General features: G+C 67.2%; 36 protein-coding genes. 34 read left to right on the top strand and 2 right to left on the bottom strand.

What is annotated here, in order from left to right; translation table 11 throughout:
• The first annotated feature begins 357 nt into the window (after positions 1-357).
• The 30 genes from rpsJ (at position 358) to rplQ (ending at position 16,697) form a co-directional block, all read left to right on the top strand.
• Positions 358-666 (top strand): 30S ribosomal protein S10, encoded by a 309-nt coding sequence (rpsJ, locus tag PQV94_RS13660; protein WP_045246810.1) that lies wholly within the window; start codon positions 358-360, stop codon positions 664-666.
• 8 nt (positions 667-674) lie between these two features.
• Entirely contained in the window at positions 675-1,334 is a 660-nt protein-coding gene (rplC, locus tag PQV94_RS13655) for a 50S ribosomal protein L3 (RefSeq protein WP_137418052.1), read from the top strand.
• A gap of 4 nt (positions 1,335-1,338) precedes the next feature.
• A complete protein-coding gene (rplD, locus tag PQV94_RS13650) occupies positions 1,339-1,998 on the top strand; it encodes a 50S ribosomal protein L4 (RefSeq protein WP_274286321.1) in 660 nt (219 codons plus the stop codon).
• Positions 1,995-2,294, top strand: a complete 300-nt coding sequence (gene rplW, locus PQV94_RS13645; RefSeq protein WP_137418050.1) for a 50S ribosomal protein L23 — start codon at positions 1,995-1,997, stop codon at positions 2,292-2,294. The genes rplD and rplW overlap by 4 nt, the downstream gene beginning before the upstream one ends.
• Before the next feature lie 24 nt (positions 2,295-2,318).
• Positions 2,319-3,158 (top strand): 50S ribosomal protein L2, encoded by an 840-nt coding sequence (gene rplB / locus PQV94_RS13640; RefSeq protein WP_274286320.1) that lies wholly within the window; start codon positions 2,319-2,321, stop codon positions 3,156-3,158.
• Between the two features lie 11 nt (positions 3,159-3,169).
• Positions 3,170-3,451 carry a 30S ribosomal protein S19 gene (rpsS, locus tag PQV94_RS13635; protein ID WP_053546372.1) on the top strand — a complete coding sequence of 94 codons (282 nt, stop codon included), beginning with the start codon at positions 3,170-3,172 and terminating at the stop codon, positions 3,449-3,451.
• A 23-nt stretch (positions 3,452-3,474) separates the two neighbouring features.
• Entirely contained in the window at positions 3,475-3,870 is a 396-nt protein-coding gene (gene rplV / locus PQV94_RS13630; RefSeq protein ID WP_274286319.1) for a 50S ribosomal protein L22, read from the top strand.
• A complete protein-coding gene (gene rpsC, locus PQV94_RS13625; protein ID WP_137418047.1) occupies positions 3,870-4,628 on the top strand; it encodes a 30S ribosomal protein S3 in 759 nt (252 codons plus the stop codon). The genes rplV and rpsC overlap by 1 nt, the downstream gene beginning before the upstream one ends.
• Positions 4,628-5,047, top strand: a complete 420-nt coding sequence (gene rplP / locus PQV94_RS13620) for a 50S ribosomal protein L16 (protein WP_137418046.1) — start codon at positions 4,628-4,630, stop codon at positions 5,045-5,047. Before rpsC ends, rplP begins: the two co-directional genes overlap by 1 nt.
• Positions 5,047-5,358 carry a 50S ribosomal protein L29 gene (gene rpmC / locus PQV94_RS13615; protein ID WP_137418045.1) on the top strand — a complete coding sequence of 104 codons (312 nt, stop codon included), beginning with the start codon at positions 5,047-5,049 and terminating at the stop codon, positions 5,356-5,358. The genes rplP and rpmC overlap by 1 nt, the downstream gene beginning before the upstream one ends.
• Entirely contained in the window at positions 5,358-5,690 is a 333-nt protein-coding gene (gene rpsQ, locus PQV94_RS13610; protein ID WP_274286318.1) for a 30S ribosomal protein S17, read from the top strand. The genes rpmC and rpsQ overlap by 1 nt, the downstream gene beginning before the upstream one ends.
• Positions 5,691-5,724: 34 nt before the next feature.
• On the top strand, positions 5,725-6,093 hold the full coding sequence (gene rplN, locus PQV94_RS13605; protein ID WP_045246799.1) for a 50S ribosomal protein L14: 369 nt from the start codon (positions 5,725-5,727) through the stop codon (positions 6,091-6,093).
• A gap of 5 nt (positions 6,094-6,098) precedes the next feature.
• Positions 6,099-6,458, top strand: coding sequence for a 50S ribosomal protein L24 (gene rplX / locus PQV94_RS13600; RefSeq protein WP_137418043.1), 360 nt, complete (start codon positions 6,099-6,101; stop codon positions 6,456-6,458).
• Complete coding sequence (gene rplE, locus PQV94_RS13595; RefSeq protein ID WP_274286317.1) at positions 6,458-7,036, top strand: 50S ribosomal protein L5; 579 nt, start codon at positions 6,458-6,460, stop codon at positions 7,034-7,036. The genes rplX and rplE overlap by 1 nt, the downstream gene beginning before the upstream one ends.
• Positions 7,037-7,124: 88 nt before the next feature.
• Positions 7,125-7,523 carry a 30S ribosomal protein S8 gene (gene rpsH / locus PQV94_RS13590; RefSeq protein WP_137418041.1) on the top strand — a complete coding sequence of 133 codons (399 nt, stop codon included), beginning with the start codon at positions 7,125-7,127 and terminating at the stop codon, positions 7,521-7,523.
• A 6-nt stretch (positions 7,524-7,529) separates the two neighbouring features.
• Positions 7,530-8,066, top strand: a complete 537-nt coding sequence (gene rplF, locus PQV94_RS13585; protein WP_274286316.1) for a 50S ribosomal protein L6 — start codon at positions 7,530-7,532, stop codon at positions 8,064-8,066.
• 2 nt (positions 8,067-8,068) lie between these two features.
• On the top strand, positions 8,069-8,428 hold the full coding sequence (gene rplR, locus PQV94_RS13580; RefSeq protein ID WP_137418039.1) for a 50S ribosomal protein L18: 360 nt from the start codon (positions 8,069-8,071) through the stop codon (positions 8,426-8,428).
• Entirely contained in the window at positions 8,425-9,117 is a 693-nt protein-coding gene (rpsE, locus tag PQV94_RS13575; protein ID WP_443192693.1) for a 30S ribosomal protein S5, read from the top strand. Before rplR ends, rpsE begins: the two co-directional genes overlap by 4 nt.
• Positions 9,117-9,302 (top strand): 50S ribosomal protein L30, encoded by a 186-nt coding sequence (gene rpmD, locus PQV94_RS13570; protein WP_137418037.1) that lies wholly within the window; start codon positions 9,117-9,119, stop codon positions 9,300-9,302. Before rpsE ends, rpmD begins: the two co-directional genes overlap by 1 nt.
• On the top strand, positions 9,302-9,862 hold the full coding sequence (rplO, locus tag PQV94_RS13565) for a 50S ribosomal protein L15 (RefSeq protein WP_274286315.1): 561 nt from the start codon (positions 9,302-9,304) through the stop codon (positions 9,860-9,862). Before rpmD ends, rplO begins: the two co-directional genes overlap by 1 nt.
• 138 nt (positions 9,863-10,000) lie before the next feature.
• On the top strand, positions 10,001-11,326 hold the full coding sequence (gene secY, locus PQV94_RS13560; protein ID WP_137418035.1) for a preprotein translocase subunit SecY: 1,326 nt from the start codon (positions 10,001-10,003) through the stop codon (positions 11,324-11,326).
• The gene (locus tag PQV94_RS13555) at positions 11,323-11,913 is read left to right on the top strand and encodes an adenylate kinase (RefSeq protein WP_274286314.1); all 591 of its coding nucleotides are present in this window, start codon (positions 11,323-11,325) and stop codon (positions 11,911-11,913) included. Before secY ends, PQV94_RS13555 begins: the two co-directional genes overlap by 4 nt.
• 3 nt (positions 11,914-11,916) lie before the next feature.
• Positions 11,917-12,744: a type I methionyl aminopeptidase gene (map, locus tag PQV94_RS13550; protein ID WP_274286313.1), complete on the top strand. Its 828-nt coding sequence runs from the start codon at positions 11,917-11,919 to the stop codon at positions 12,742-12,744.
• Positions 12,745-12,755: 11 nt separating this feature from the next.
• Entirely contained in the window at positions 12,756-13,427 is a 672-nt protein-coding gene (locus tag PQV94_RS13545) for a DsbA family protein (protein ID WP_274286312.1), read from the top strand.
• Between the two features lie 166 nt (positions 13,428-13,593).
• Entirely contained in the window at positions 13,594-13,815 is a 222-nt protein-coding gene (gene infA / locus PQV94_RS13540) for a translation initiation factor IF-1 (RefSeq protein ID WP_017201569.1), read from the top strand.
• A 58-nt stretch (positions 13,816-13,873) separates the two neighbouring features.
• Entirely contained in the window at positions 13,874-13,990 is a 117-nt protein-coding gene (gene rpmJ, locus PQV94_RS13535; protein WP_005050492.1) for a 50S ribosomal protein L36, read from the top strand.
• A gap of 207 nt (positions 13,991-14,197) precedes the next feature.
• Entirely contained in the window at positions 14,198-14,572 is a 375-nt protein-coding gene (gene rpsM, locus PQV94_RS13530; RefSeq protein WP_137418031.1) for a 30S ribosomal protein S13, read from the top strand.
• Positions 14,573-14,605: 33 nt separating this feature from the next.
• Positions 14,606-15,004 carry a 30S ribosomal protein S11 gene (gene rpsK / locus PQV94_RS13525; RefSeq protein ID WP_039395885.1) on the top strand — a complete coding sequence of 133 codons (399 nt, stop codon included), beginning with the start codon at positions 14,606-14,608 and terminating at the stop codon, positions 15,002-15,004.
• A 125-nt stretch (positions 15,005-15,129) separates the two neighbouring features.
• Entirely contained in the window at positions 15,130-16,119 is a 990-nt protein-coding gene (locus PQV94_RS13520) for a DNA-directed RNA polymerase subunit alpha (protein ID WP_137418030.1), read from the top strand.
• 35 nt (positions 16,120-16,154) lie between these two features.
• Positions 16,155-16,697, top strand: a complete 543-nt coding sequence (gene rplQ, locus PQV94_RS13515) for a 50S ribosomal protein L17 (RefSeq protein ID WP_274286311.1) — start codon at positions 16,155-16,157, stop codon at positions 16,695-16,697.
• Between the two features lie 109 nt (positions 16,698-16,806).
• On the opposite strand, the gene PQV94_RS13510 is transcribed toward rplQ, so the two are convergent.
• The gene (locus PQV94_RS13510) at positions 16,807-18,741 is read right to left on the bottom strand and encodes an acyltransferase family protein (protein ID WP_274286310.1); all 1,935 of its coding nucleotides are present in this window, start codon (positions 18,739-18,741) and stop codon (positions 16,807-16,809) included.
• An 84-nt stretch (positions 18,742-18,825) separates the two neighbouring features.
• Between PQV94_RS13510 and truA the strand changes: the two genes are divergently transcribed.
• The gene (truA, locus tag PQV94_RS13505) at positions 18,826-19,665 is read left to right on the top strand and encodes a tRNA pseudouridine(38-40) synthase TruA (RefSeq protein ID WP_274286309.1); all 840 of its coding nucleotides are present in this window, start codon (positions 18,826-18,828) and stop codon (positions 19,663-19,665) included.
• A gap of 64 nt (positions 19,666-19,729) precedes the next feature.
• Positions 19,730-20,425, top strand: a complete 696-nt coding sequence (locus PQV94_RS13500) for an endonuclease/exonuclease/phosphatase family protein (protein WP_274286308.1) — start codon at positions 19,730-19,732, stop codon at positions 20,423-20,425.
• Positions 20,426-20,433: 8 nt separating this feature from the next.
• Here the strand turns inward: PQV94_RS13500 and PQV94_RS13495 are convergent, their stop codons facing one another.
• Positions 20,434-22,197 carry a DUF4012 domain-containing protein gene (locus PQV94_RS13495; protein WP_274286307.1) on the bottom strand — a complete coding sequence of 588 codons (1,764 nt, stop codon included), beginning with the start codon at positions 22,195-22,197 and terminating at the stop codon, positions 20,434-20,436.
• 67 nt (positions 22,198-22,264) lie between these two features.
• Here PQV94_RS13495 and PQV94_RS13490 point away from each other — a divergent pair, with 67 nt between their 5' ends.
• Both PQV94_RS13490 and PQV94_RS13485 read left to right on the top strand, forming a co-directional pair.
• The gene (locus tag PQV94_RS13490) at positions 22,265-22,882 is read left to right on the top strand and encodes a hypothetical protein (RefSeq protein WP_274286306.1); all 618 of its coding nucleotides are present in this window, start codon (positions 22,265-22,267) and stop codon (positions 22,880-22,882) included.
• A gap of 134 nt (positions 22,883-23,016) precedes the next feature.
• Positions 23,017-23,730 (top strand): fructose 1,6-bisphosphatase, encoded by a 714-nt coding sequence (locus PQV94_RS13485; protein ID WP_274286305.1) that lies wholly within the window; start codon positions 23,017-23,019, stop codon positions 23,728-23,730.
• Positions 23,731-23,764: the final 34 nt, after the last annotated feature.

The raw sequence follows: 23,764 nt of genomic DNA, 5'->3' as shown, positions 1-23,764 counted from the left end.
TCTCGACACGCCGCCCCGACACGCCCGAGTTTGCGACACGCCCGGGCGACACGTAGACTAGTCAGGTTCCACACTCCGGGTGCTTTGCTGCCCGGATCACTGCCAGGGCAGTGCATAGACCAGCGCTTCGGGCGCGGGGTCTAGGCCGCGGGCAGCAGAACGACATCTCCCACACTTCTTCCCGGAAACGGGCGTGCACTGCGCGTGGAGTGCGGGGCCGGCGTCGGAAGACGTCGGTTTGACACGAGAACAGTGGTGCAGCATCACCGCGAAAGCGGGAGAAGTGCCCGGCGCGCAAGCGTCACCGTGCGTCCGATGCCCTCAGAGGTATGACGCGAGAAAGAGAGTGAGCAGACTATGGCGGGACAGAAGATCCGCATTCGCCTGAAGTCGTACGATCACGCGGGGCTCGACAGCTCGGCGCGCAAGATCGTCGACACCGTGACCCGAGCCGGCGCCACCGTCGTCGGCCCCGTGCCGCTGCCGACCGAGAAGAACGTCGTGGTCGTCATCCGGTCGCCCCACAAGTACAAGGACAGCCGCGAGCACTTCGAGATGCGCACCCACAAGCGCCTCATCGACATCATCGACCCGACGCCCAAGGCCGTCGACTCGCTGATGCGTCTCGACCTTCCGGCCGACGTCAACATCGAGATCAAGCTCTGAGGTTCGACATGGCTGACATCAACTCCAAGATCTCCCAGGGCCTCCTGGGCACCAAGCTCGGCATGACCCAGGTCTGGAACGAGCAGGGCAAGCTCGTCCCCGTGACGGTCATCCAGATCACGCCGAACGTGGTCACGCAGATCCGCACCCCCGAGAAGGACGGCTACAACGCCGTTCAGATCGCCGCGGGCCAGATCGACCCCCGCAAGGTCACCAAGCCCCTCGAGGGCCACTTCGAGGCTGCCGGCGTCACGCCGCGCCGCCACGTCACCGAGATCCGCACCGCGAACGCCGCTGACTACTCACTCGGTCAGGAGCTCACGGTCGACGGTGTCTTCGAAGCGGGCAAGCTGGTCGACGTCGTCGGCACCAGCAAGGGCAAGGGCACCGCGGGTGTCATGAAGCGCCACAACTTCAAGGGTGTCTCCGCCTCCCACGGTGCGCACCGCAACCACCGCAAGCCCGGTTCCATCGGTGCCTCCTCGACGCCCAGCCGCGTCTTCAAGGGCATGCGCATGGCCGGCCGCATGGGTGGCGAGCGCGTGACCGTCCTCAACCTCACGGTGCACGCCGTCGACGCCGAGAAGGGTCTGCTGCTCGTCAAGGGCGCTGTGCCCGGCGCTCGTGGCCGCATCGTCTACGTCCGCAACGCAGTGAAGGGTGCCTGAGAACATGGCTGACTCGACTCTCGCGCTCGACGTCGTGAAGGCAGACGGCAAGAAGGCCGGCTCCGTTGAGCTGCCCGCCGCCCTGTTCGACGTCAAGACGAACATCCCCCTCATCCACCAGGTCGTCGTCGCGCAGCTCGCGGCGGCTCGCCAGGGCACGCACTCGACGAAGCGTCGTGGCGAGGTCTCCGGTGCCGGCCGCAAGCCCTTCAAGCAGAAGGGCACGGGTAACGCCCGTCAGGGCTCGATCCGTGCGCCGCACATGACCGGCGGTGGCATCGTCCACGGTCCGAAGCCGCGCAACTACTCGCAGCGCACGCCCAAGAAGATGATCGCGGCCGCCCTCCTGGGTGCGCTGAGCGATCGTGCTCGCGGCGAGCGTCTGCACATCGTCGACTCGTTCGGCGTCGAGGGTGCTCCCTCGACGAAGGCCGCTGCCGCGGTGCTGAACACGCTGACCCCCGCGAAGAACGTTCTCGTCGTCATCGAGCGTGACGATGAGCTGAGCCTGCTGAGCGTGCGCAACCTCGCGTACGTCCACGTGCTCGCCTTCGACCAGCTGAACGCCTACGACGTGCTCGTCTCCGACGACATCGTCTTCACCAAGGCCGCCTACGACGCGTTCGTCGCGTCGCGGACCGCCACCGAGGAGGTCTCGGCATGACCGCCGTGAACAAGGACCCGCGCGACATCATCCTGAAGCCGGTCGTCTCCGAGAAGAGCTACGGGCTGATCGACGAGGGCAAGTACACGTTCTACGTGGACACCCGCGCCAACAAGACCGAGATCAAGCTCGCCATCGAGAAGATCTTCGGCGTGAAGGTCGCTTCGGTCAACACGATCAACCGCGTCGGCAAGGCCCGTCGCACCCGCTTCGGCATCGGCAAGCGCAAGGACACCAAGCGCGCCATCGTCACCCTGAAGTCGGGCACCATCGACATCTTCACGGCAGTCGGCTGACGGTCGGGATAGAGGACACAGATTATGGCTATTCGCAAGTACAAGCCGACGACCCCCGGTCGTCGCGGCTCGTCGGTGGCGGACTTCGCCGAGATCACGCGATCGACGCCCGAGAAGTCCCTGCTGCGCCCGCTGAGCAAGACCGGTGGACGTAACAACCAGGGCCGCATCACGACGCGTCACATCGGTGGTGGCCACAAGCGCCAGTACCGCGTGATCGACTTCCGTCGCAACGACAAGGACGGAATCAACGCGAAGGTCGCTCACATCGAGTACGACCCCAACCGCACCGCGCGCATCGCGCTGCTGCACTACGTGGACGGCGAGAAGCGTTACATCCTCGCGCCGAACAAGCTGCAGCAGGGTGATGTCGTGGAGTCGGGCGCCGGCGCTGACATCAAGCCCGGCAACAACCTGCCGCTGCGCAACATCCCGACCGGTACCGTGATCCACGCCATCGAGCTCCGCCCCGGCGGCGGCGCGAAGATGGCGCGTTCGGCCGGCGCCAGCGTGCGCCTGGTCGCGAAGGACGGTCCCTACGCGCAGCTGCGACTGCCCTCCGGCGAGATCCGCAACGTCGACGCGCGCTGCCGCGCGACGATCGGCGAGGTCGGCAACGCCGAGCAGTCGAACATCAACTGGGGCAAGGCCGGCCGCAAGCGCTGGAAGGGCGTTCGCCCGACCGTCCGCGGTGTCGCGATGAACCCGGTCGACCACCCGCACGGTGGTGGCGAGGGCAAGACCAGCGGTGGACGCCACCCGGTCACGCCGTGGGGTAAGGCCGAGGGCCGCACCCGCCACGCCAACAAGGAAAGCGACAAGTACATCGTCCGCCGTCGCACCGCCGGCAAGAAGCGCAAGTAGGAGTCAAGAAGATGCCACGCAGTCTGAAGAAGGGCCCCTTCGTCGACGAGCACCTGCTTCGCAAGGTTGTCTCGCAGAACGAGGCGGGTTCCAAGAACGTCATCAAGACCTGGTCGCGCCGATCCATGATCGTGCCCGCGATGCTCGGTCACACGATCGCGGTCCACGACGGTCGCAAGCACATCCCTGTGTTCGTGAGCGAGACCATGGTCGGCCACAAGCTGGGCGAGTTCGCGCCCACCCGCACCTTCCGCGGCCACGTGAAGGACGACAAGAAGGGCCGTCGCCGCTGACGCGGTGACGCAGAGGAGAAGAAATGGTGGAGTCCATCGCACGCGTGCGACACATCCGCGTGACCCCTCAGAAGGCTCGTCGTGTCGTCGCTCTCATCAAGGGCAAGCAGGCTGAAGAAGCTCTCGCGATCCTGAAGTTCGCGCAGCAGAGCGCCAGCGAGCCCATCTACAAGCTGGTCGCCTCGGCGATCGCGAACGCCCGTGTGAAGGCGGATGCGGCAGGCGAGTTCTTCGACGAGCAGGATCTGTTCGTCAAGAACGCGTTCGTCGACGAGGGCACGACGCTCAAGCGTTTCCAGCCCCGCGCCCAGGGCCGCGCGTTCCAGATCAAGAAGCGCACCAGCCACATCACCGTCGTCCTGGCGACGCCCGAGGTGGCAGAGTCCGCCCCGGCCCAGAGCAAGAAGGCGAGCAAGTAATGGGACAGAAAGTCAACCCGTACGGCTTCCGCCTCGGCATCACCACCGACCACGTGTCGCGGTGGTTCTCGGACTCGACGAAGCCCGGACAGCGCTACGCCGACTACGTGGCCGAGGACATCAAGATCCGTAAGCTCCTGCTGTCGAGCCTCGACCGTGCAGGCGTGAGCAACATCGAGATCGAGCGCACCCGTGACCGCGTGCGCGTCGACATCCACACCGCGCGTCCCGGCATCGTGATCGGCCGTCGTGGTGCGGAGGCCGAGCGCATCCGCGGCGACCTCGAGAAGCTCACCGGCAAGCAGATCCAGCTGAACATCCTCGAGGTCAAGAACCCCGAGGCCGACGCTCAGCTGGTCGCGCAGGGCATCGCCGAGCAGCTCTCCGCTCGTGTGGCGTTCCGCCGCGCGATGCGCAAGGGCCTGCAGGGCGCTCAGCGCGCCGGCGCCAAGGGCATCCGCATCCAGGTCTCCGGGCGCCTCGGCGGCGCCGAGATGAGCCGCTCGGAGTTCTACCGCGAAGGCCGTGTGCCCCTGCACACCCTGCGCGCGAACATCGACTACGGCTTCTACGAGGCCAAGACCACCTTCGGCCGCATCGGCGTGAAGGTCTGGATCTACAAGGGCGACCTCACCAACAAGGAACTCGCTCGCGAGCAGGCCAACGCGCCGAAGTCGCGCGGTCGTGACGACCGCGGTGGCGACCGCCGTCGTGGCCCCCGCAACGAGGCCCCCGTCGCAGAAGGAGCGTCTGCCTGATGCTTATTCCCCGTAAGGTCAAGTACCGCAAGCAGCACCACCCGAAGCGTGACGGCCAGGCCACCGGCGGCACCCAGGTGTCGTTCGGCGAGTTCGGCATCCAGGCGCTGACGCCCGCTTACGTGACGAACCGTCAGATCGAGTCCGCCCGTATCGCGATGACCCGTCACATCAAGCGTGGTGGAAAGGTGTGGATCAACATCTACCCCGACCGTCCGCTGACCAAGAAGCCCGCTGAGACCCGCATGGGTTCGGGTAAGGGCTCGCCCGAGTGGTGGGTCGCGAACGTCAAGCCGGGCCGCGTCCTGTTCGAGGTCGCGGGCGTCAACGAGCAGCTCGCTCGCGAGGCGCTGACCCGTGCCATCCACAAGCTGCCGCTGAAGGCACGCATCATCAAGCGCGAGGAGGGCGACGCGTAATGGCGATCGGCACCAAGCAGCTCGCCCCGAGCGAGCTCGACACGTTCGAAGACCAGCGCCTCGTCGAGGAGCTGCGCAAGGCCAAGGAAGAGCTGTTCAACCTGCGCTTCCAGTCGGCCACCGGCCAGCTCGAGAGCCACGGCCGCATCCGTGCGGTCAAGCGCGACATCGCGCGGCTCTACACCGTGATCCGCGAGCGCGAGCTGGGCATCCGTGCCACGCCCGTCGCCGCTGAGCCGGCGAAGGCGAAGAAGACGAAGGCGAAGAAGACCGAGGACACCTCGGCCGCCGCCGAAGGAGAGGCTGAGTGATGGCCACCACGAAGAAGGCAGCAGAGGTCGAGCAGACCGCTGGGCACGAGAGCTCGGAGCACGACGTCCGTGACGCGGCCGCCCGTGGCTACCGCAAGGCGCGCCGCGGCTACGTCGTCAGCGACAAGATGGACAAGACCATCGTCGTCGAGGTCGAGGACCGCGTGAAGCACCCGCTCTACGGCAAGGTCATCCGCCGCACCTCCAAGGTCAAGGCGCACGACGAGGGCAACACCGCCGGCATCGGCGACCTGGTGCTCATCAACGAGACCCGCCCGCTGAGCGCCACCAAGCGCTGGCGCCTGGTCGAGATCCTCGAGAAGGCCAAGTAAGCCTCGGGCTTACTTGGAATCCAAGGAGTAACAAGTGATTCAGAACGAATCCCGCCTCAAGGTCGCCGACAACACCGGCGCCAAAGAGCTGCTCACGATCCGTGTGCTCGGCGGCTCCAACCGGCGCTACGCCGGCCTGGGCGACGTCATCGTCGCCACGGTCAAGGACGCGATCCCCGGCGGCAACGTCAAGAAGGGCGACGTGGTCAAGGCCGTCGTCGTCCGTACCGTCAAGCAGACCCGTCGTCCCGACGGTTCCTACATCAAGTTCGACGAGAACGCCGCCGTCATCCTGAAGAACGACGGGGAGCCCCGCGGCACCCGTATCTTCGGCCCGGTCGGTCGCGAGCTTCGTGACAAGAAGTTCATGAAGATCGTCTCGCTCGCTCCGGAGGTGATCTGACCCTCATGGCCAAGATCAAGGCAGGTGACCTGGTTCAGGTCATCACTGGTAAGAAGCAGGACAAGGGCGGCGACCGCGGCAAGCAGGGCAAGGTCCGCAAGGTCCTGACCGAGCAGAACCGCGTCATCGTCGAGGGCGTCAACTACGTCACCAAGCACACGCGGGTCGGTCAGACCCAGCGCGGCACCAAGACCGGCGGCATCGAGACGACCGAAGCCCCCATCCACATCTCCAACGTCGCCCTCGTCGACCCCTCGACCAAGAAGCCGACCCGTGTCGGCCGTCGCGTCGAGGAGCAGGTCAAGGACGGCGTCAAGCGCACCGTCCGCGTGCGCTACGCGAAGAAGTCAGGTAAGGACCTCTGATGAGCACCGCCACTGCCGCGGAGGCTGGCAAGACCCAGCCCCGCCTGAAGCAGAAGTACAACGCCGAGATCAAGAAGGCGATGCAGGACGAGTTCGGTTACGCGAACGTCATGCAGATCCCCGGCCTGGTCAAGGTCGTCGTGAACACCGGTGTCGGCGAGGCAGCTCGCGACAGCAAGGTGATCGATGGTGCGGTCGACGACCTCACCAAGATCACCGGTCAGAAGCCGGTCGTCACCAAGGCCCGCAAGTCCATCGCGCAGTTCAAGCTGCGTGAGGGTCAGGCCATCGGTGCGCACGTCACCCTGCGCGGCGACCGCGCCTGGGAGTTCATCGACCGTCTCGTGAACCTCGCGCTGCCCCGCATCCGCGACTTCCGCGGTCTGAACGACCGCCAGTTCGACGGCCACGGCAACTACACGTTCGGTCTGCAGGAGCAGTCGGTCTTCCACGAGATCGACCAGGACAAGATCGATCGCGTCCGCGGCTTCGACATCACGATCGTCACGACGGCGAACACGGACGACGAGGGTCGCGCTCTGCTGCGTCACCTCGGCTTCCCGTTCCGCCAGGCGTAACACCCCCGTGCCGACACCCGTCGGCATCCACCACAGGTCGGCCGTCGTGTAACGGCGGTCGAAACCTGGTGAACAAAGGAAAACCATCATGACGATGACAGACCCGGTCGCAGATCTGCTGACCCGTCTGCGCAACGCGAACTCGGCGCACCACGACTCCGTGTCGCTGCCGAGCTCCAAGCTCAAGACCCACATCGCCGAGATCCTCCAGCAGGAGGGCTACATCTCCGGCTGGGAGGTCACCGACGCGCGTGTCGGCCAGACGCTGACGCTCACGCTGAAGTACGGCCCCAACCGCGAGCGGTCGATCGCCGGCATCAAGCGCGTGTCGAAGCCCGGCCTGCGCGTGTACGCGAAGTCGACCGAGATCCCCAAGGTCCTCGGCGGCCTCGGCGTCGCGATCCTGTCCACCTCCTCTGGCCTCCTCACGGACCGTCAGGCCGAGTCGAAGGGCGTGGGTGGGGAAGTCCTCGCCTACGTGTGGTGACCTGATATGTCGCGTATCGGACGTCTTCCCATCGACATCCCCGTCGGCGTCACCGTCTCGGTGTCCGGTCAGGATGTCTCCGTCAAGGGCCCGAAGGGCGAGCTCACGCTCACCGCTGCCCACCCGATCGAGGTCAAGGTCGAGGAGAACCAGGTTCTCGTCACCCGCCCCGACGACGAGCGCGAGTCGCGGTCGCTTCACGGCCTGACCCGCACGCTCATCAACAACAACATCATCGGCGTCACCCAGGGCTACACCAAGGGTCTCGAGGTCGTCGGCACGGGTTACCGCGTCGCGCAGAAGGGCTCGTCCGTCGAGTTCGCGCTGGGCTTCTCGCACCCCGTCCTGGTCGACCCGCCTGCGGGCATCACGTTCACGGTCGAGGGCAACAACAAGCTCACCGTGAGCGGGATCGACAAGCAGGCCGTCGGTGAGGCAGCTGCCAACATCCGCAAGATCCGCAAGCCCGAGCCGTACAAGGGCAAGGGTGTGCGCTACGCCGGCGAGGTCGTCCGGCGCAAGGCCGGAAAGGCTGGTAAGTAACCATGGCCGTGACTTCCAAGTCCGAGGCCCGCGCTCGTCGCCACTCGCGTCTTCGCAAGAAGATCGTCGGCACCGCCGAGCGCCCCCGCCTCGTCGTGACCCGTTCGGCCCGCCACGTCTTCGTGCAGGTCGTCGACGACAGCAAGGGCCACACCGTGGCCAGTGCGTCCACCCTCGAGACCGATCTGCGCGGCTTCGACGGTGACAAGACCTCGAAGGCCCGCAAGGTCGGCGAGCTCGTCGCCGAGCGCGCGAAGGCGGCCGGCGTTGCCGACGTCGTCTTCGACCGTGGCGGCAACCGCTACGCCGGTCGTGTCGCCGCGATCGCCGAGGGCGCCCGCGAAGGAGGGCTGAACCTGTGAGCGATGCAACGAACACCAACCAGGAGACCGAAGTGACCGATGCCACTCAGGCGGCGGCGACGGAGACGGCGCCCGCCGAGCGTGAGCGGGAGCCGCGTCGCGGTGGCCGTGAGCGCAACGCCAACCAGCGTGACCGCGGGTCGCGCGACCGCTCGGAGAGCCAGTTCCTCGAGCGCGTCGTGACCATCAACCGTGTGTCGAAGGTCGTCAAGGGTGGCCGTCGCTTCAGCTTCACCGCTCTCGTTGTCGTCGGTGACGGCAACGGTGTGGTGGGTGTCGGCTACGGCAAGGCCCGCGAGGTCCCGCTCGCGATCTCGAAGGGTGTCGAGGAAGCCAAGCGCAACTTCTTCCGCGTCCCCCGCACGGGATCGACCATCCCGCACCCGGTCCAGGGTGAGGCTGCCGCGGGCGTCGTCCTGCTGCGCCCCGCTGCTGCCGGTACCGGTGTTATCGCCGGTGGCCCCGTGCGCGCCGTGCTCGAGTGCGCCGGTATCCACGACGTCCTCTCGAAGTCCCTCGGCTCGTCGAACACGATCAACATCGTGCACGCGACCGTCGAGGCCCTGAAGCAGCTCGAAGAGCCGCGTCAGGTGGCAGCCCGTCGTGGCCTCGACTTCGACCAGGTCGCTCCGGCCCGTCTGGTTCGCGCCGAGGCTGAGGCCGCGGCCGCATCGAAGGTAGGTGCCTGATGGCTCAGCGTCTGAAGGTCACGCAGGTCAAGTCCAAGGTGAGCGAGAAGCAGAACCAGCGTGACACGCTGCGCAGCCTCGGCCTCAAGCGGATCGGCGACTCGGTCGTCCGCCCCGACGACGCGCAGACGCGCGGGTACGTCAAGGCCGTCGCTCACCTCGTGAAGGTTGAGGAGATCGACTAATGGCTGAGAACGAGAACGTCGAGCAGACGGCTGAGAAGCCCGCTGCCAAGACGACCCGTAAGCCCGCCGCCAAGAAGGCCGCAGCGCCCAAGGTGGAGAAGAAGGACGTCGCCGTGGCGCGTCCGGGCGTGCTGAAGGTTCACCACCTTCGTCCCGTCCCCGGATCCAACACCGCCAAGACCCGCGTCGGTCGTGGTGAGGGCTCCAAGGGTAAGACCGCCGGCCGTGGCACCAAGGGTCAGAAGGCCCGCTACCAGGTGAAGGCCGGCTTCGAGGGTGGGCAGATGCCGCTGCACATGCGCACCCCGAAGCTGCGCGGGTTCAAGAACCCGTTCCGCGTCGAGTACCAGGTCGTGAACCTGGACAAGCTCGCGGAGCTGTACCCGACCGGTGGCGACGTGACCGTCGTCGACCTGGTCGCCAAGGGTGCGGTTCGCAAGAACGAGAAGGTCAAGGTGCTCGGCACCGGCGAGATCTCGGTGAAGCTGAACGTCGAGGTCGACAAGGTCTCCGGCTCGGCCGAGCAGAAGATCGTCGCCGCGGGCGGCACCGTCAAGTAAGCCGCGTGCAGGGGCCGGAGGATCTCTCCGGCCCCTGTCGCATACCCGGAGGATGCGGCCGCTCGGTCACACGCGGGGTGGGATACCCTGGTGATCTGTGCGCCTCCTGCGCCGGGAACCCTTTCTGGAGGAATCCACGTGTTCAGCGCCATCGCGCGCGTGTTCCGCACGCCTGACCTGCGTCGGAAGATCGCTTTCACCCTGGGCATCATCGTGCTGTACCGTCTCGGTGCGCACGTGCCGTCGCCGTTCGTTGACTTCCCGAACGTTCAGTCGTGTCTCGCCGACACGTCGAACACGCAGGGCGTGCTGTCGCTGGTCAACCTCTTCTCGGGCGGCGCGCTTCTTCAGCTGTCGATCTTCGCGCTGGGCGTCATGCCCTACATCACCGCGACGATCATCGTCCAGCTGCTGCGCGTGGTCATCCCCCACTTCGAGACCCTCTACAAGGAGGGTCAGTCGGGTCAGGCGCGCCTGACGCAGTACACGCGCTACCTGACGATCGCGCTCGCCCTGCTGCAGTCCACGACGCTCGTGACCGTCGCGCGCAGCGGCCAGCTCTTCGGCAACACCGGTGTCGCCTCGTGCGAGCAGCTGCTGACCAACGACGCATGGTGGGCTCAGCTGCTCATGATCATCACGATGACCGCTGGTACGGGCCTCATCATGTGGTTCGCCGAGCTCGTCACCGAGCGCGGCATCGGTAACGGAATGTCGCTGCTGATCTTCACGTCCATCGCCGCGACCTTCCCGGCCGCGATGTGGTCGATCTGGCAGGCACGCGGTTTCGAGGTCTTCCTGCTCGTGCTCGCGGTCGGCGTCGTGATCGTGGCGCTCGTGGTCTTCGTCGAACAGTCCCAGCGCCGCATCCCCGTGCAGTACGCGAAGCGGATGGTGGGCCGTCGCACGTACGGCGGAACGAACACCTACATCCCGATCAAGGTCAACATGGCCGGTGTCGTGCCCGTCATCTTCGCCTCGTCGCTTCTGTACATCCCCGCGCTGATCTCGCAGTTCAACCAGACCCCGGACGCCGACGGCGCACTGCCGGGCTGGGTGGTCTGGATCCAGAACTACCTCACGCGTGGCGACCACCCGCTGTACTGGCTGCTGTACTTCCTGCTGATCGTCGGGTTCACCTACTTCTACGTCGCGATCACCTTCAACCCGGTCGACGTCGCCGACAACATGAAGAAGTACGGCGGGTTCATTCCCGGCATCCGCGCCGGCCGTCCCACCGCTGAGTATCTCGACTACGTGCTCACCCGCATCACTCTCCCCGGCTCGATCTATCTCGGTCTGGTCGCACTCATCCCGCTGATCGCTCTGGCGACGGTGGGGGCGAACCAGAACTTCCCGTTCGGCGGCACCTCGATCCTCATCATGGTCGGCGTCGGGCTCGAGACCGTGAAGCAGATCGACGCCCAGCTCCAGCAGCGTCACTACGAAGGGCTCCTGCGATGACCGCGCGCCTGTTGATCGTGGGGCCGCAGGGCTCCGGCAAGGGCACACAGGGTGTGCGCATCGCCGAGGCGTTCGGCGTCCCGGCGGTATCGACGGGAGACGTGTTCCGCGCGAACATCTCGGAGGGCACCGAGCTCGGCCAGCAGGTCCAGGCGATCATCGCCGCAGGCAACCTCGTGCCCGACGAGCTGACCAGCGCGGTCGTGCGCGACCGGCTCGCGCAGGACGATGCGGCGCCCGGTTTCCTGCTCGACGGCTACCCCCGCAACCTCGGCCAGGTGGGCGATCTCGACGCGTTCCTGGAGCCGCGCGGCGAGAGCCTCGACGCCGTGATCGAGCTGGATGTGCCTCGCGAGGAGAGCATCGCCCGCCTGACCAAGCGCGCCGAGGAGCAGGGCCGCACGGACGACACCGCCGAGGTGATCGCGCATCGCCTGGGCATCTACGAGAGCGAGACGGCCCCGATCCTCGATGTGTATCGCGAGCGCGGGCTCGTCGTCGCCATCGACGGGATCGGCTCCCTCGATGTCATCACCGAGCGCATCCTCACGGCCCTCATCGCCCGCGGGCTGACGCCGGCATCCTGAGCCGTGCTGCGACGCTCCATCTACAAGACCCCGGCGCAGCTGCGCCAGATGATCGAGCCGGGGCTCATCACCGCCGCCGCTCTCCAGGCGGTGCGCGAGATGATCGCCCCCGGCGTGACGACGGCCGAGTTGGATGCGGCGGCCGCAGCCGTGATCACCGGACGAGGCGCGGAGTCGAACTTCCAACTCGTGCGCGGCTACCGCCACACGACGTGCGTCTCGGTCAACGAACAGGTCGTGCACGGGATCCCCGGTGACCGGGTGCTCGAAGCGGGAGACATCGTGTCGATCGATGCGGGAGCGCAGTTCCGGGGGTGGAACGGCGACTCCGCGATCACGATCGTGCTGCCCGACCCCGACCGGCCCGAGCTCGTCGCGGCCCGGCAGGAGCTCTCTCGCATCACAGAGGGTTCCATGTGGGCCGGGATCGCCGCGATGGCGACAGGACGCCACATCGGTGAGATCGGCGCCGCGATCGAGGATCACATCACTGCGGCGGGGGAGTACGGCATCCTGCGCGACTACGTCGGCCACGGGATCGGCCGCAAGATGCACGAGGCGCCCTCGGTGTTCAACTACCGCGTCCCCGATCCGGGGCCGCGTATCCAGCCCGGTCTCGTGCTCGCCATCGAGCCCATGGTGGTCGCGGGCTCCGAGGCGACCTTCGTCGAAGAGGACGACTGGACGGTCTCCACCGTCGATGGCTCAGCCGGCTCCCACTGGGAACATAGCGTCGCCGTCCATGATGGAGGAATCTGGGTTCTCACGGCCCCTGACGGCGGAGCCGCGGGGCTTGCTCCGTATGGTGTGAAGCCGGTCGAAATCGAGTAGGAAAGAGCGTCATGGCAGCGGCAAAGGGCAAGACAAACTGGTTCGCGATCTGGATCAGCGTCATCGCTGTCGTCGCCATCGTGGCCGTCGGAGGCCTCGTCGTCGTGTTCAACAACATGGCTTCGGACCCGGGCAAGGCCCCCGAGGCATCCAACATCGACGCGTCCACGGGGGCGATCTCCTTCGGCACCGGCGAGCACACCGTCGACACGTACATCGACTTCATGTGCCCCTACTGCAACCAGTTCGAGCAGACGGAGGGCGAGACGATCCAGGGTCTCGTCGCATCGGGCGACATCACATTGAACGTGTACCCGGTCGCGATCCTCGACCGCCTCTCGCAGGGCACCGAGTACTCCAGCCGCGCCGCGAGCGCGATGTACGCCGTTGCCGCCGCCGACCCTGACAACGCCTACGCCTTCCTGCAGGCGCTGTACGCGAACCAGCCCGCCGAGAACTCGACCGGGCTGACCGACGAGCAGCTGGTGGATCTCGCTCGTGGGGCGGGCGTGAATGTCACCTCGGACCTCGAGAACGCGATCACCTCCAACGCGTACATCAAGTTCGCGAAGTCGCGGTCCCTGCCGGACGGGGCGACGGGTACGCCCACGCTCCGCGTGAACGGAGACCTCGTCCAGATCACGTACAACCCTCAGGCCGACATCCTCAGCAGGATCTCCTGAGCGGGTGGGGCCATCCCGCGACTCACCGAGTGGCGCGATGCGGCTCTATCACCTATAGTTGATCTTTGGTGCTTTGCGCCTTCGTTGGCGTGTCGCCGTCGGGGCGTTTCCGGCACCGAATCCCATCCACCGCAGATCGACCGGTCTGCACGAGGGTAGCGAGGCTATGGCTAAAAAAGACGGTGTCATCGAGATCGAAGGCGTGATCTCCGAGGCTCTGCCCAACGCGATGTTCCGCGTCGAGCTGAGCAACGGGCACAAGGTGCTCGCCACGATCTCCGGCAAGATGCGGCAGAACTACATCCGCATCATCCCCGAGGACCGCGTCGTCGTGGAGCTCTCGCCCTACGACCTCACCCGCGGCCGCATCGTCTATCGCTACCGCTGATCCGGTCGAGAAGTAACGGCTCCGCCACGGAGCACGAAGACAGCGAACAGGAAACATCATGAAGGTCAACCCCAGCGTCAAGCCGATCTGCGATCACTGCAAGGTGATCCGTCGTCACGGGCGCGTCATGGTCATCTGCAAGTCCAACCCGCGCCACAAGCAGCGTCAGGGTTGACGTGCGTCGTGTCAATGCCGCACAGCGGCATTGACACGCGAACGTCAAGGTTGAGCGAGGCCGCGCAGCGGCCGAGTCGAAACCTCGGTACCAAGACACAACTCAATACGCATACAGGCAGGATCAGAACCCGCGAGGGGGACACCTCGGGCGGAGGCCCGGGCACCGATCCTGCTCCACACCTCCACTCACTCCTAGGAGAGCCGCATGGCACGTCTTGCCGGCGTCGACATCCCGCGCGACAAGCGCGTGGTGATCGCACTCACGTACATCTACGGCATCGGCCGTACCCGCTCCGTCGAGATCCTGAAGGCGACTTCGATCGACGAGAGCATCCGCGTCAAGGACCTCACCGACGACCAGCTCGTCGCGCTCCGCGACTACATCGAAGGCACCTACAAGGTCGAAGGTGATCTTCGTCGCGAGGTCGCCGCCGACATCCGCCGCAAGGTCGAGATCGGCTCCTACGAGGGCCTGCGTCACCGCCGCGGCCTGCCCGTGCGCGGTCAGCGCACGAAGACCAACGCCCGCACGCGCAAGGGTCCCAAGCGCACCGTCGCCGGCAAGAAGAAGGCGCGCTAAGGCGCGGCCCCCAGGGTTTAGGAGAACACGCACATGGCACAGGCCAAGTCCGCGGCGCGCAAGCCCCGCCGCAAGGAGAAGAAGAACATCGCCGTGGGTCACGCCCACATCAAGTCGACGTTCAACAACACGATCGTCTCGATCACCGACCCGTCCGGCGCTGTCATCAGCTGGGCGTCCTCGGGTGGAGTGGGCTTCAAGGGCTCGCGCAAGTCGACCCCGTACGCGGCCGGTATGGCCGCCGAGTCGGCAGCCCGTCAGGCCGCCGAGCACGGTGTCAAGAAGGTCGACGTCTTCGTGAAGGGTCCGGGTTCGGGCCGCGAGACCGCGATCCGTTCGCTGACCGCTGCCGGCCTCGAGGTGGGGTCGATCCAGGACGTCACGCCGCAGGCGCACAACGGCTGCCGCCCGCCCAAGCGTCGCCGCGTCTGACGTTTCACAGCTTCTGGATGCCGGGGCGCGCCGCCTGACGGTGCGCCCCGGCATCCGCGAGAAAAACTCAACACCTCATCCACGCAAGTGTCATATAGCGGGCACTTAGCCGAAAGGAACACATCGTGCTCATCGCACAGCGTCCCACTCTGACCGAGGAGAAGATCGGGGAGTTCCGCAGCCGCTTCGTCATCGAGCCGCTCGAGCCCGGCTTCGGTTACACCATCGGCAACGCGCTGCGTCGCAGCCTCCTCTCTTCCATCCCCGGTGCTGCTGTCACCAGCATCCGCATCGACGGCGTGCTGCACGAGTTCAGCACTATTCCCGGTGTGAAGGAGGATGTCACCGAGATCATCCTGAACATCAAGCAGCTGGTCGTCTCGAGCGAGCGCGACGAGCCCATCACGGCATACCTGCGCAAGACGGGTGCGGGCGAAGTGACCGCCGCCGACATCTCGGCTCCGGCCGGTGTCGAGGTGCACAACCCCGAGCTGGTCATCGCGACCCTGAACGACACCGCTCGTTTCGAGCTCGAGCTGACGATCGAGCGCGGTCGCGGCTACGTCTCGGCCACGCAGAACCGCAACGAGTACGCCGAGGCAGGTCAGATCCCGATCGACTCGATCTACTCGCCCGTGCTCAAGGTCAGCTACCGTGTCGAGGCCACCCGTGCCGGTGAGCGCACCGACTTCGACAAGCTCGTGCTGGACGTCGAGACCAAGCCCTCGATCGCCCCGCGCGACGCCGTCGCGTCGGCCGGTCGCACCCTGACCGAGCTGTTCGGCCTCGCCCGCGAGCTGAACGTCGAGGCCGAGGGTATCGAGATCGGCCCCGCGCCGGTCGAGACCGTCCTCTCCAACGAGCTGTCGATGCCCATCGAGGACCTCGACCTCTCGGTGCGCTCGTACAACTGCCTCAAGCGCGAGGGCATCAACACGGTGTCCGAGCTGGTCGCCCTCTCGGAGACCCAGCTCATGAACATCCGCAACTTCGGACAGAAGTCGGTCGACGAGGTGCGCGACAAGCTCGTCTCGCTCGGTCTGTCGCTGAAGGACTCGGTGCCCGGTTTCGACGGCGCCCACTTCTACGGCGGATACGAAGAAGACAACGCCTGATCCGGCTCACCCGCGAAATCCTGGAGTAACTGAGAATGCCCAAGCCCACGAAGGGACCCCGCCTCGGAGGCGGCCCCGCACACGAGCGTCTTCTGCTGGCGAACCTTGCCGCGGCACTGTTCACGCACAAGTCGATCACCACGACCGAGACCAAGGCCAAGCGCCTGCGTCCGCTCGCCGAGCGCCTGATCACGTTCGGCAAGCGCGGCGACCTGCACGCGCGCCGTCGCGTGCTGTCGGTCATCGGTGACAAGGAAGTCGTGCACGTCCTGTTCACCGAGATCGCCCCCCTGGTGGCCGAGCGTGAGGGCGGCTACACCCGCATCACGAAGATCGGCAACCGCAAGGGCGACAACGCTCCCATGGCCGTCATCGAGCTCGTCCTCGAGCCCGTGACCAAGAAGAAGGCCGCGCCCGCCAAGAAGGCCGCCAAGGCCGACAAGGCTCCCGCCGAGGCCGCTCCGGCCGAGGAGACGGTTGTCGAAGAGGCTCCGGCCGAGGAGACTGTCGTCGAGGAGGCGCCCGAGGCCACCGCTGACGAGGCTCCGGCCGAGTCGGAGGAGAAGAAGTCCGAGTAATCGGACCCGCCGGGACCCGTCCCGGCCCCTTTGCACCGCGAACCCCGCGTGATCTTCGGATCCCGCGGGGTTCGCGCCGTTGCGGGACCCGTACCGCCTGCCGGCGTGCTCAGCCCGCGTTGGGGGAGCCGGGGGCCTGGAACAGCTGCGACCGGCGCAGCTCCTGCTCGAACGCCCGCCGCTCCGCGAACGCGGAGAATCGAGCCTTCGCGCGCTGGGCATCGGCGAGTGCCGTGACGACGGCGTCGGCGTAGATCCGTCCGCCCGCATCCCCCGGGTGCACGTCGTCGCCGGCGAGCAGATCGGGGTGCGGCGCGATCGCCGCCTGCCAATCCGCGATCTGCACTCCCCGATGCGTACGGGCGAAAGCTGCGAGATCTGCGTTCACGCCCTGGATCCACGAGCGCGGTGCGGATGCGGTGACGAGCACGAGCTGGCGATCTTCTCCGATGATCTCCAGCACCTCCTCCAGGGTGCGCGTGGAGATGGGCCCATTCGTTCCGAGTCCCAGGACGACGAAGTCGCGCAGGCGTCCCGAATCGGCCAGCGAGCGCAGGATGTCGGGCGCTGCATACATCGACCGGGACACGGCGGCGTCCACATCCGCTCCCGGCAGTGCCGCGAGCAGGGCCGGGGCGGAGGCGAGCATGACCGAGTCGCCGACGGCGGTGACCTCGTCGCCCGTGACGACCGCGTCGGCGGGATCCCCGCCCGTATCCGTCGGGGCCGGCCGATTCTTCAACGCGTCCAATCCGGCAGCGACCACCGCCTCGCCGCTGGAGACCGCGGGCGCCGAAACGACGGCGCCGGCGGTTCCGGCGATGAGAAGGAGGGCGAGGGTCGAGACGCCCACGGCCCTTGCGCGGCGGCGCGCGCTCGACGCGAACGCCCGCCGGAGATCGCCGATGACTCGGCGTATGCCGCGCCGACGCACGGGAAGCTCGAGGAATCGGTACGACAGCGCCGCCAGGGTCACGGTGACGGCCAGCGCGGCGGCGCCGATCGCCGGGGGGAACGGACGGTCGACCCTCGTGCCCTGTGAGGCTGCGACCAGCAGCACCAGCACGGGCCAGTGCCAGAGGTACAGGCCATAGGAGCGTTCGCCGATCCAGCGCAGGGGCGCCGCGTCCAGCACGCGCCCCCACAGCGATCCCGGCCAGGTGCCCGCGACGATCACGATCGCTGAGAGGGCGCTGGCTGCGACGAGAGCCGTGGGGAAGGTCGCGGTGCTCTGCTTCTGGCCCACCGAGGCGAGAAGGATGAGACCCGCGAGAGCGGCGGCGCCGAGGGCTCCCACGCCGCCCCGAACGCCCCGACGCCGCATCCAGCCGCGTTCGACGCGCACGGCCGCACGCCAGGCGAACGCGACCGCCACCCCGAGAAGGAGCCCGAAGGCGTGGGTGTCGGTGCCGAAGTAGGCGCGGGTGACGCGCGCTCCCAGGGTCAACGGGTCCGCGGACCCGGATGCGACGATCACCGCCATCCAGACCGCGGATGCGGTCGCCGCCGCAAGGGCCGCGCATACCCGCATCCAGGCGCGGGGAAGCAGAAGGAGCGCGAGCAGCAGGAGCGGCCAGACGAGGTAGAACTGCTCTTCGACCGCGAGCGACCAGAGGTTTCGGAAGAGTTCGCCGCCGCCCGAGCCGAAGTAGTCCGCGCCGTCGACGACGGCCGTCCAGTTGTACCCGAACACCAGAGCGCCGAGGAGCTGTCGTCCAAGTCCCACGAGCACGTCGCCGCCGATGAGCAATGCCGCGCTCGAGCACGCCAGCAGCACGAGCAGGAGAGCCGGGAGCAGCCGTCGGGCCCGCCGTCGCCAGAAGGACCCCAGCGCGACGCGGCCGGTGTCATCGTGCTCGCGCAGCAGCAGCGAGGTGATGAGGAACCCGCTGATCACGAAGAACACGTCGACGCCGATGAAGCCGCCGCGCATCCACCACCCAGGGAACAGGTGATAGGTCACCACGAGCGCCACGGCGACGGCGCGGAGACCGTCGAGACCCGCGTAGCGGGCGCGCGGGAGGAGAGGGGTATCGGCGAGCATGGGGGAGGATCCGGGTTGGGAAACCCGGCCATTCTACGATCCGCGCATGGGTGCCGCCCTCGGTCGCACCCGTAGGCTTGTGCGGTGCGGATCCGACTCGACATCGCTTATGACGGCACGCACTTCCGTGGCTGGGCGCGACAGCCGGGCCTGCGCACCGTGCAGGGCACGCTCGAGGAGGCGCTGGCGCGGATCGTCGCCGGCACGCCTCAGTTGACGGTCGCCGGGCGCACGGATGCGGGGGTTCACGCGAGCGGACAGGTCGCCCACCTCGATCTCGACGAGGCCCAACAGACGAGGCTGGCGGCCTCGCGCCGGTCGGAGTCGGACCCCGTCGCGGCCCTGGCTCGCCGCATCCGGGGTGTTCTGGGCTCCTACTCGGACGTGACGGTGCACCGCACCGCACTCGCCCCCGAGGGCTTCGACGCGCGCTTCTCCGCCGTCTGGCGCCGCTACGCGTACCGGATCGCCGACGACGTCACCGGCTACGACCCGCTGCGCCGTGAGTCCACCACGACTGTGCGTGCCGCGCTGGATGTGGCCGCGATGGATGAGGCCGCTCACTCGCTCCGGGGACTGCATGACTTCGCGGCCTACTGCAAACCGCGGGAGGAGGCGACGACCATCCGCACGCTCCTCGAGTTCGACTGGCGCCGGGACGCGGAGGGTGCGGTCGTGGCGAACGTGAAGGCCGATGCGTTCTGCCATTCGATGGTGCGCGCCCTCGTGGGCGCGTGCGTCGCGGTAGGTCAGGGCCGGCTCGCGGTCGAGGACGTGGTCCGGCTGCGCGAGGAGGCGACGCGCACGAGTGAGTTCGCGGTCCTCGCGGCACGCGGGCTGGTACTGACCGAGGTCGGCTATCCCGAGGCGGGCCTGCTGGCAGCCCGCGCCGAGCAGACGCGTGCACGTCGAGATCAGGAATGAATTCGCTGGGCGTTGTGCAAGCGGCATTCGTCGTTCATGTGCCGGGCATAGTGTGGATGGCCTGATGAAGGTCATCTCCTACAACCTGCGCAAACATCGCGCTGCGGGCGAGATCGCGGATCTGGCCGAGCAGCACGGCGTCGACGTGCTCTGTCTCCAGGAGGCGGACACGACCGACATCCCCGAGGTCAGCGGTGGCCTGCGCCTGGCGGATGCCACGAGTCGCAATCGGCTGGGCCTGGCGGTCTACTACCGCGAGAGCAGCTTCCGGCTGCAGGAGGTGCGCGCGCTCTCGCTCAAGAAGTCGCTGCACGACCGCGTGCTCAAGCCTGCGGAGGAGCGCATGCTGGGCGTGCGCCTGCACGACATCGACGCAGGGCGCGAGATCATCGTCGCGTCGTTCCACGCGGCACCCCTCACGGCGCTGAACTCCCTGCGTCGCCACCAGATCCGCACGGCGCTGGCCGAGCTGCAGGATCTCGGACCGCAGCTTCCCGCGCTGATGGTCGGCGACTACAACTACCCGGTCTTCAAGGAACGTCTCGGCGAGCGGGTGAGAGACCAGGGGTACGAGCTCACGCTCAGCGACACCCGCACATACACGCGCTACCGCTTCTTCCGCGGGCATTACGACTTCGCGACATCCACCGGATTCGACATCGAGCACATCCGGACGCTCCCGCAGGGACTCAGCGACCACCTGCCGATCCTCGTGACGGCGACGCTCTCCTCGTCGCGCTCGCGCGTCGAGGTGGGCTGACGCCGCGCTCAGCCGCAGGAGGCGACGACAGCGGAGTCCGTCCCCGGCAGCACCGGCGTGACCTGGGCGCTCAGCTCGGGGGTCCACGGCGTCCGGACACGGATGCTGGCGCTGGCCTGCTCGCCCGGAGCGAGCAACGACGACCACACGAGAACCGGTCGACCCTGGTCGGTTCCGGACTGGAAGCCCGTGCCGTCCGAGTTCTCCGAGGAGAGCAGGGAGGCGCCCTCGGGGAGATACAGATACGCCGTTGTGCGGGTCAGTCCCGCCTCGGTGCCGAAGCTTCCGCTGCCGGTGATGTAGTCAGGCAGCCTGGCCGCGTCGGCGGGCGCATCGCTGGTGAGCGACACATCGAGCACCGCTTCGCTCGTTCCGCCCTGCGCCGTGCACCACTGCACCCCGGTGCCGACCTTCATGTAGTAGTCCATCTTCGAGCCGGTCGCGTCATTGAGGTACACGCCGAAGCTGGTTCGCTCGCTGTCGGTCTCCGGCAGCAGACCCTGCAGGCTCGTGCCGTCGAGGATCGCCTGTTCCTCGGGCGCGCCACTCCAGATGAGCAGGCGCTCCTCCTCTCCGGCCTTCGCCAAGGCGGAGACGAGGGCCGAAGGGGCGACGTCCCCCGCGGCGAGCTTGGCGAAGACGGACGCCGCGGCCACCTGGAAGAACGCGTCCTGGGTCTTCGGGTCGTAACGGAAGTACACCTCGTTCAGCAGCAACGGGATCGCATTCTCGCTCGTGAGCTCGTCGCCCGTCGGCAGCGCTACCGGGCCGGTCGCCGCCAGCATGTAGGACAGGGCGACGGGGTCGAGGGAGATCACGCCGTCGACCCGGACGCCGTACTCGCGCTCCCACATGGCCTGCGCGATCTGGGCGGCGAGCGGGAAGGACGGCACCTGCGTGGCATTCTGCATGTATCGCGCGGGCCGTGTCTGCATGAAGGCCGTGAGCTCGGGGCCGATGTCGAGCACCGGGTCTCGTAGCCTGCCGATGTCGCCGGAGGCGGATGCCTGCGCCGCGAGGGAGATCTGCCCGTTCTCCGTGTGTACGAGCGCCATGGCGCCGACGATGCCGCCGAGCGAACGCCACTCGGCGTTGTTCTGGAAGACGACGAGGTAGTTGCGCGGACCGTCCGCGCCGAGGATGGCCGGCATCAGCGCCGTGGCGCGGCTGACCGCATCCGATCCCGTCTCGACCGAAGCGAGCAGTCCGGATACGTCCTCGACGGCCGTCGCGATCGGGGGGAGCAGTGTGGTCCGATCGATCTCGTCGACGGCAGCGGACGCGAGGGCAACCTGCGCGGTGGTGCTCTGGGCTGCCTCGTGCATCTCGCCGAACCCGCTGACGTCGATGCGACCGTCGACAGGCTTCAACGCGCCGGCGGAGAAGTCCGACGCGACGCGCACGAGGGGAGTCAGCGCCTTTCCGGCCACATCGTCGACCGCTGCGGTGACGGTGGCCACGGCCGACAGCTGGTCACCGACCCACGGCAGGACCTCGGCCGCCCGCCATACGGGGTCCGACGTCAAGGAGCGCGCGGCCGCCGTGTCCGCGGCGATGTCGGCCAACCGTGCGGTCGCCGCATCCGTGTCGTCGAGGTTGCGGGTGACCTCCCCGGCGGCGCGCTGCGCCGCGGTCAAATGGCCGTAGGCGAGGTACCCCCGCACCCCCAACCAGACTGCTGCCGCGACGAGGATGACGAGCAGGGCAAGCAGCACCCAGATGAGAATCCGTCCGGCCGTTCTGGCGGGCGCCGGCAGCAGGGGATTGGTCACGCCTTCACCTTAAGCGGTCATGTCGCGCCGCTAGAGTGGGAAGTCCACTTCACACCGGGAGATCGCCATGCGCCGCAGACATCGGAGGCCCGTCGCGGTCGTCGCTTCGCTGCTCGCCGTGGCGCTGTTGACCGGATGCGGCCCTGCCCCGTGGAACACCGGCGCGCAGACACCGAGCCCGACATCCCCATCGCGCTCGAGCACGCCCGTTCCGACACCCGTGACCAACGATCTGTCCAGCGGTTCGACACAGCGCGTCGTGCCTGCCGGCGCAGTGAGCGCGACGATCAACTACTGGTCGAACCTGTCGATGGACAAGTGGACGGCCACCGCGCTGAAGCCGATCAGCATCTCCATGGTGACCACCGTCACACCCAACGACGGTCAGAAGGTCTTCCTGCAGAAGGCGACGATGGTCGCCGTTCCGGGCAACGCCTCGCGCTCCTTCGACCCGCTCGAGCCCCAGTCGGATCAGTCCTCGGTCAGCCCCGGATACCTCGTTCTCGACCCCTACAGCTACTCGCAGACCTTCAACATCGGCGACGTGCCCGCCGATGCGACGTTCGTGCAGGTGCAGTTCACGTACGACTTCCTCGTGCAGACCACGCCGACGTCCGCCGAGTACGCCAAGCAGACCGCCAGCGACTCGCTGACGATCGCCATCGCGGGGGCGTCGCAGGACTGACGCGGATTCCGTGCATGGTGCACGGGGAGGATCGCGTATACTTTCGGCGCTGACCCTGGGGTTTTCTGGAAGTGGGCCGGCACCTACCCGAAATCCCGTGAGCCTCGTGAGGCCACCTCTCCGAGGAGTACCCTGTGAGAATCCCCTTCGCCGATCGCGGTATGCGTCGGCTCAGCGCGGGGGCCGCTCTCGTCCTCGCGAGCACCCTGGCACTGACCGGATGCTCGCAGATCGTCGACGGCTTCAACTCCCTGCAGGGCACCAACAACGCGGTGCAGCCGACGACCGTCGTGCCCTCGCCCGCGCCGTCGGCGAGCATGGCGTTCAACTCGCAGTTCACGTACGACGGCTCGGTCGAGCTCCGCAGCGACGTCGCCGATGACCTCGAGCTCGTGCTGAACGTGTGGGCCGTGGACCCCAAGCGCACGCAGGAGTGGACCGCGAACAACGAGAAGGTCTTCGGCTTCGCGGTCAACGTCTACGATCACCGCGTCGACGAGAAGGCGGTGCTCACGGACAAGCGTCGCGTGTACATCTCCTCGGTGCAGATCAACTCGACGACGACGCAGACCTCCAACCAGATGCAGTCGCCCTACCAGTTCAGCGCCGACCCGCGCACACTGGTCCCCAGCGACACCCTGCGCTCTGACCGTGGACTGCTCCTCAACAGCTTCCAGGGCGGCCTCTACGTGCCCCAGCAGAGCATCCACCAGCTGCCGGCGGACACGTTCGGTCTCACTCTCGAGTTCGCACTGACGATCTCCGTCGAGGGCACCGCGAACACCGATGCGTCGTTCCAGCAGCAGACGGTCTACCAGTACCTGCCGATCGCGATCTTCCCGGGCTGAGCCGGCGGACACCGGCGCTGATCTTGCGGCAATC

It is taken from the genome of Microbacterium sp. Clip185, assembly GCF_028743715.1.
GTDB lineage: Bacteria > Actinomycetota > Actinomycetes > Actinomycetales > Microbacteriaceae > Microbacterium.
Note: the sequence above shows the minus strand (reverse complement) of the source record. Positions and strands in the feature narration are given on the sequence as shown.

Excerpts from the sequence above, each read along its gene's own strand:
- PQV94_RS13500 (WP_274286308.1), top strand. The coding sequence starts at position 19,730 with ATGAAGGTCATCTCCTACAACCTGCGCAAACATCGCGCTGCGGGCGAG.
- rplE (WP_274286317.1), top strand. The coding sequence starts at position 6,458 with ATGAGCACCGCCACTGCCGCGGAGGCTGGCAAGACCCAGCCCCGCCTG.
- rplQ (WP_274286311.1), top strand. The coding sequence starts at position 16,155 with ATGCCCAAGCCCACGAAGGGACCCCGCCTCGGAGGCGGCCCCGCACAC.
- rpsQ (WP_274286318.1), top strand. The coding sequence starts at position 5,358 with ATGGCCACCACGAAGAAGGCAGCAGAGGTCGAGCAGACCGCTGGGCAC.
- PQV94_RS13490 (WP_274286306.1), top strand. The coding sequence starts at position 22,265 with ATGCGCCGCAGACATCGGAGGCCCGTCGCGGTCGTCGCTTCGCTGCTC.
- rpsH (WP_137418041.1), top strand. The coding sequence starts at position 7,125 with ATGACGATGACAGACCCGGTCGCAGATCTGCTGACCCGTCTGCGCAAC.
- rpsS (WP_053546372.1), top strand. The coding sequence starts at position 3,170 with ATGCCACGCAGTCTGAAGAAGGGCCCCTTCGTCGACGAGCACCTGCTT.
- rpmD (WP_137418037.1), top strand. The coding sequence starts at position 9,117 with ATGGCTCAGCGTCTGAAGGTCACGCAGGTCAAGTCCAAGGTGAGCGAG.
- rplR (WP_137418039.1), top strand. The coding sequence starts at position 8,069 with ATGGCCGTGACTTCCAAGTCCGAGGCCCGCGCTCGTCGCCACTCGCGT.
- PQV94_RS13510 (WP_274286310.1), bottom strand. The coding sequence starts at position 18,741 with ATGCTCGCCGATACCCCTCTCCTCCCGCGCGCCCGCTACGCGGGTCTC.
- rpmJ (WP_005050492.1), top strand. The coding sequence starts at position 13,874 with ATGAAGGTCAACCCCAGCGTCAAGCCGATCTGCGATCACTGCAAGGTG.
- rplX (WP_137418043.1), top strand. The coding sequence starts at position 6,099 with ATGGCCAAGATCAAGGCAGGTGACCTGGTTCAGGTCATCACTGGTAAG.
- rplB (WP_274286320.1), top strand. The coding sequence starts at position 2,319 with ATGGCTATTCGCAAGTACAAGCCGACGACCCCCGGTCGTCGCGGCTCG.
- rplW (WP_137418050.1), top strand. The coding sequence starts at position 1,995 with ATGACCGCCGTGAACAAGGACCCGCGCGACATCATCCTGAAGCCGGTC.
- rplF (WP_274286316.1), top strand. The coding sequence starts at position 7,530 with ATGTCGCGTATCGGACGTCTTCCCATCGACATCCCCGTCGGCGTCACC.
- rplP (WP_137418046.1), top strand. The coding sequence starts at position 4,628 with ATGCTTATTCCCCGTAAGGTCAAGTACCGCAAGCAGCACCACCCGAAG.
- rplC (WP_137418052.1), top strand. The coding sequence starts at position 675 with ATGGCTGACATCAACTCCAAGATCTCCCAGGGCCTCCTGGGCACCAAG.
- rplO (WP_274286315.1), top strand. The coding sequence starts at position 9,302 with ATGGCTGAGAACGAGAACGTCGAGCAGACGGCTGAGAAGCCCGCTGCC.
- infA (WP_017201569.1), top strand. The coding sequence starts at position 13,594 with ATGGCTAAAAAAGACGGTGTCATCGAGATCGAAGGCGTGATCTCCGAG.
- PQV94_RS13555 (WP_274286314.1), top strand. The coding sequence starts at position 11,323 with ATGACCGCGCGCCTGTTGATCGTGGGGCCGCAGGGCTCCGGCAAGGGC.
- rpsJ (WP_045246810.1), top strand. The coding sequence starts at position 358 with ATGGCGGGACAGAAGATCCGCATTCGCCTGAAGTCGTACGATCACGCG.
- PQV94_RS13545 (WP_274286312.1), top strand. The coding sequence starts at position 12,756 with ATGGCAGCGGCAAAGGGCAAGACAAACTGGTTCGCGATCTGGATCAGC.
- rpsK (WP_039395885.1), top strand. The coding sequence starts at position 14,606 with ATGGCACAGGCCAAGTCCGCGGCGCGCAAGCCCCGCCGCAAGGAGAAG.
- rpsC (WP_137418047.1), top strand. The coding sequence starts at position 3,870 with ATGGGACAGAAAGTCAACCCGTACGGCTTCCGCCTCGGCATCACCACC.
- rplD (WP_274286321.1), top strand. The coding sequence starts at position 1,339 with ATGGCTGACTCGACTCTCGCGCTCGACGTCGTGAAGGCAGACGGCAAG.
- rpmC (WP_137418045.1), top strand. The coding sequence starts at position 5,047 with ATGGCGATCGGCACCAAGCAGCTCGCCCCGAGCGAGCTCGACACGTTC.
- rplV (WP_274286319.1), top strand. The coding sequence starts at position 3,475 with ATGGTGGAGTCCATCGCACGCGTGCGACACATCCGCGTGACCCCTCAG.
- rpsM (WP_137418031.1), top strand. The coding sequence starts at position 14,198 with ATGGCACGTCTTGCCGGCGTCGACATCCCGCGCGACAAGCGCGTGGTG.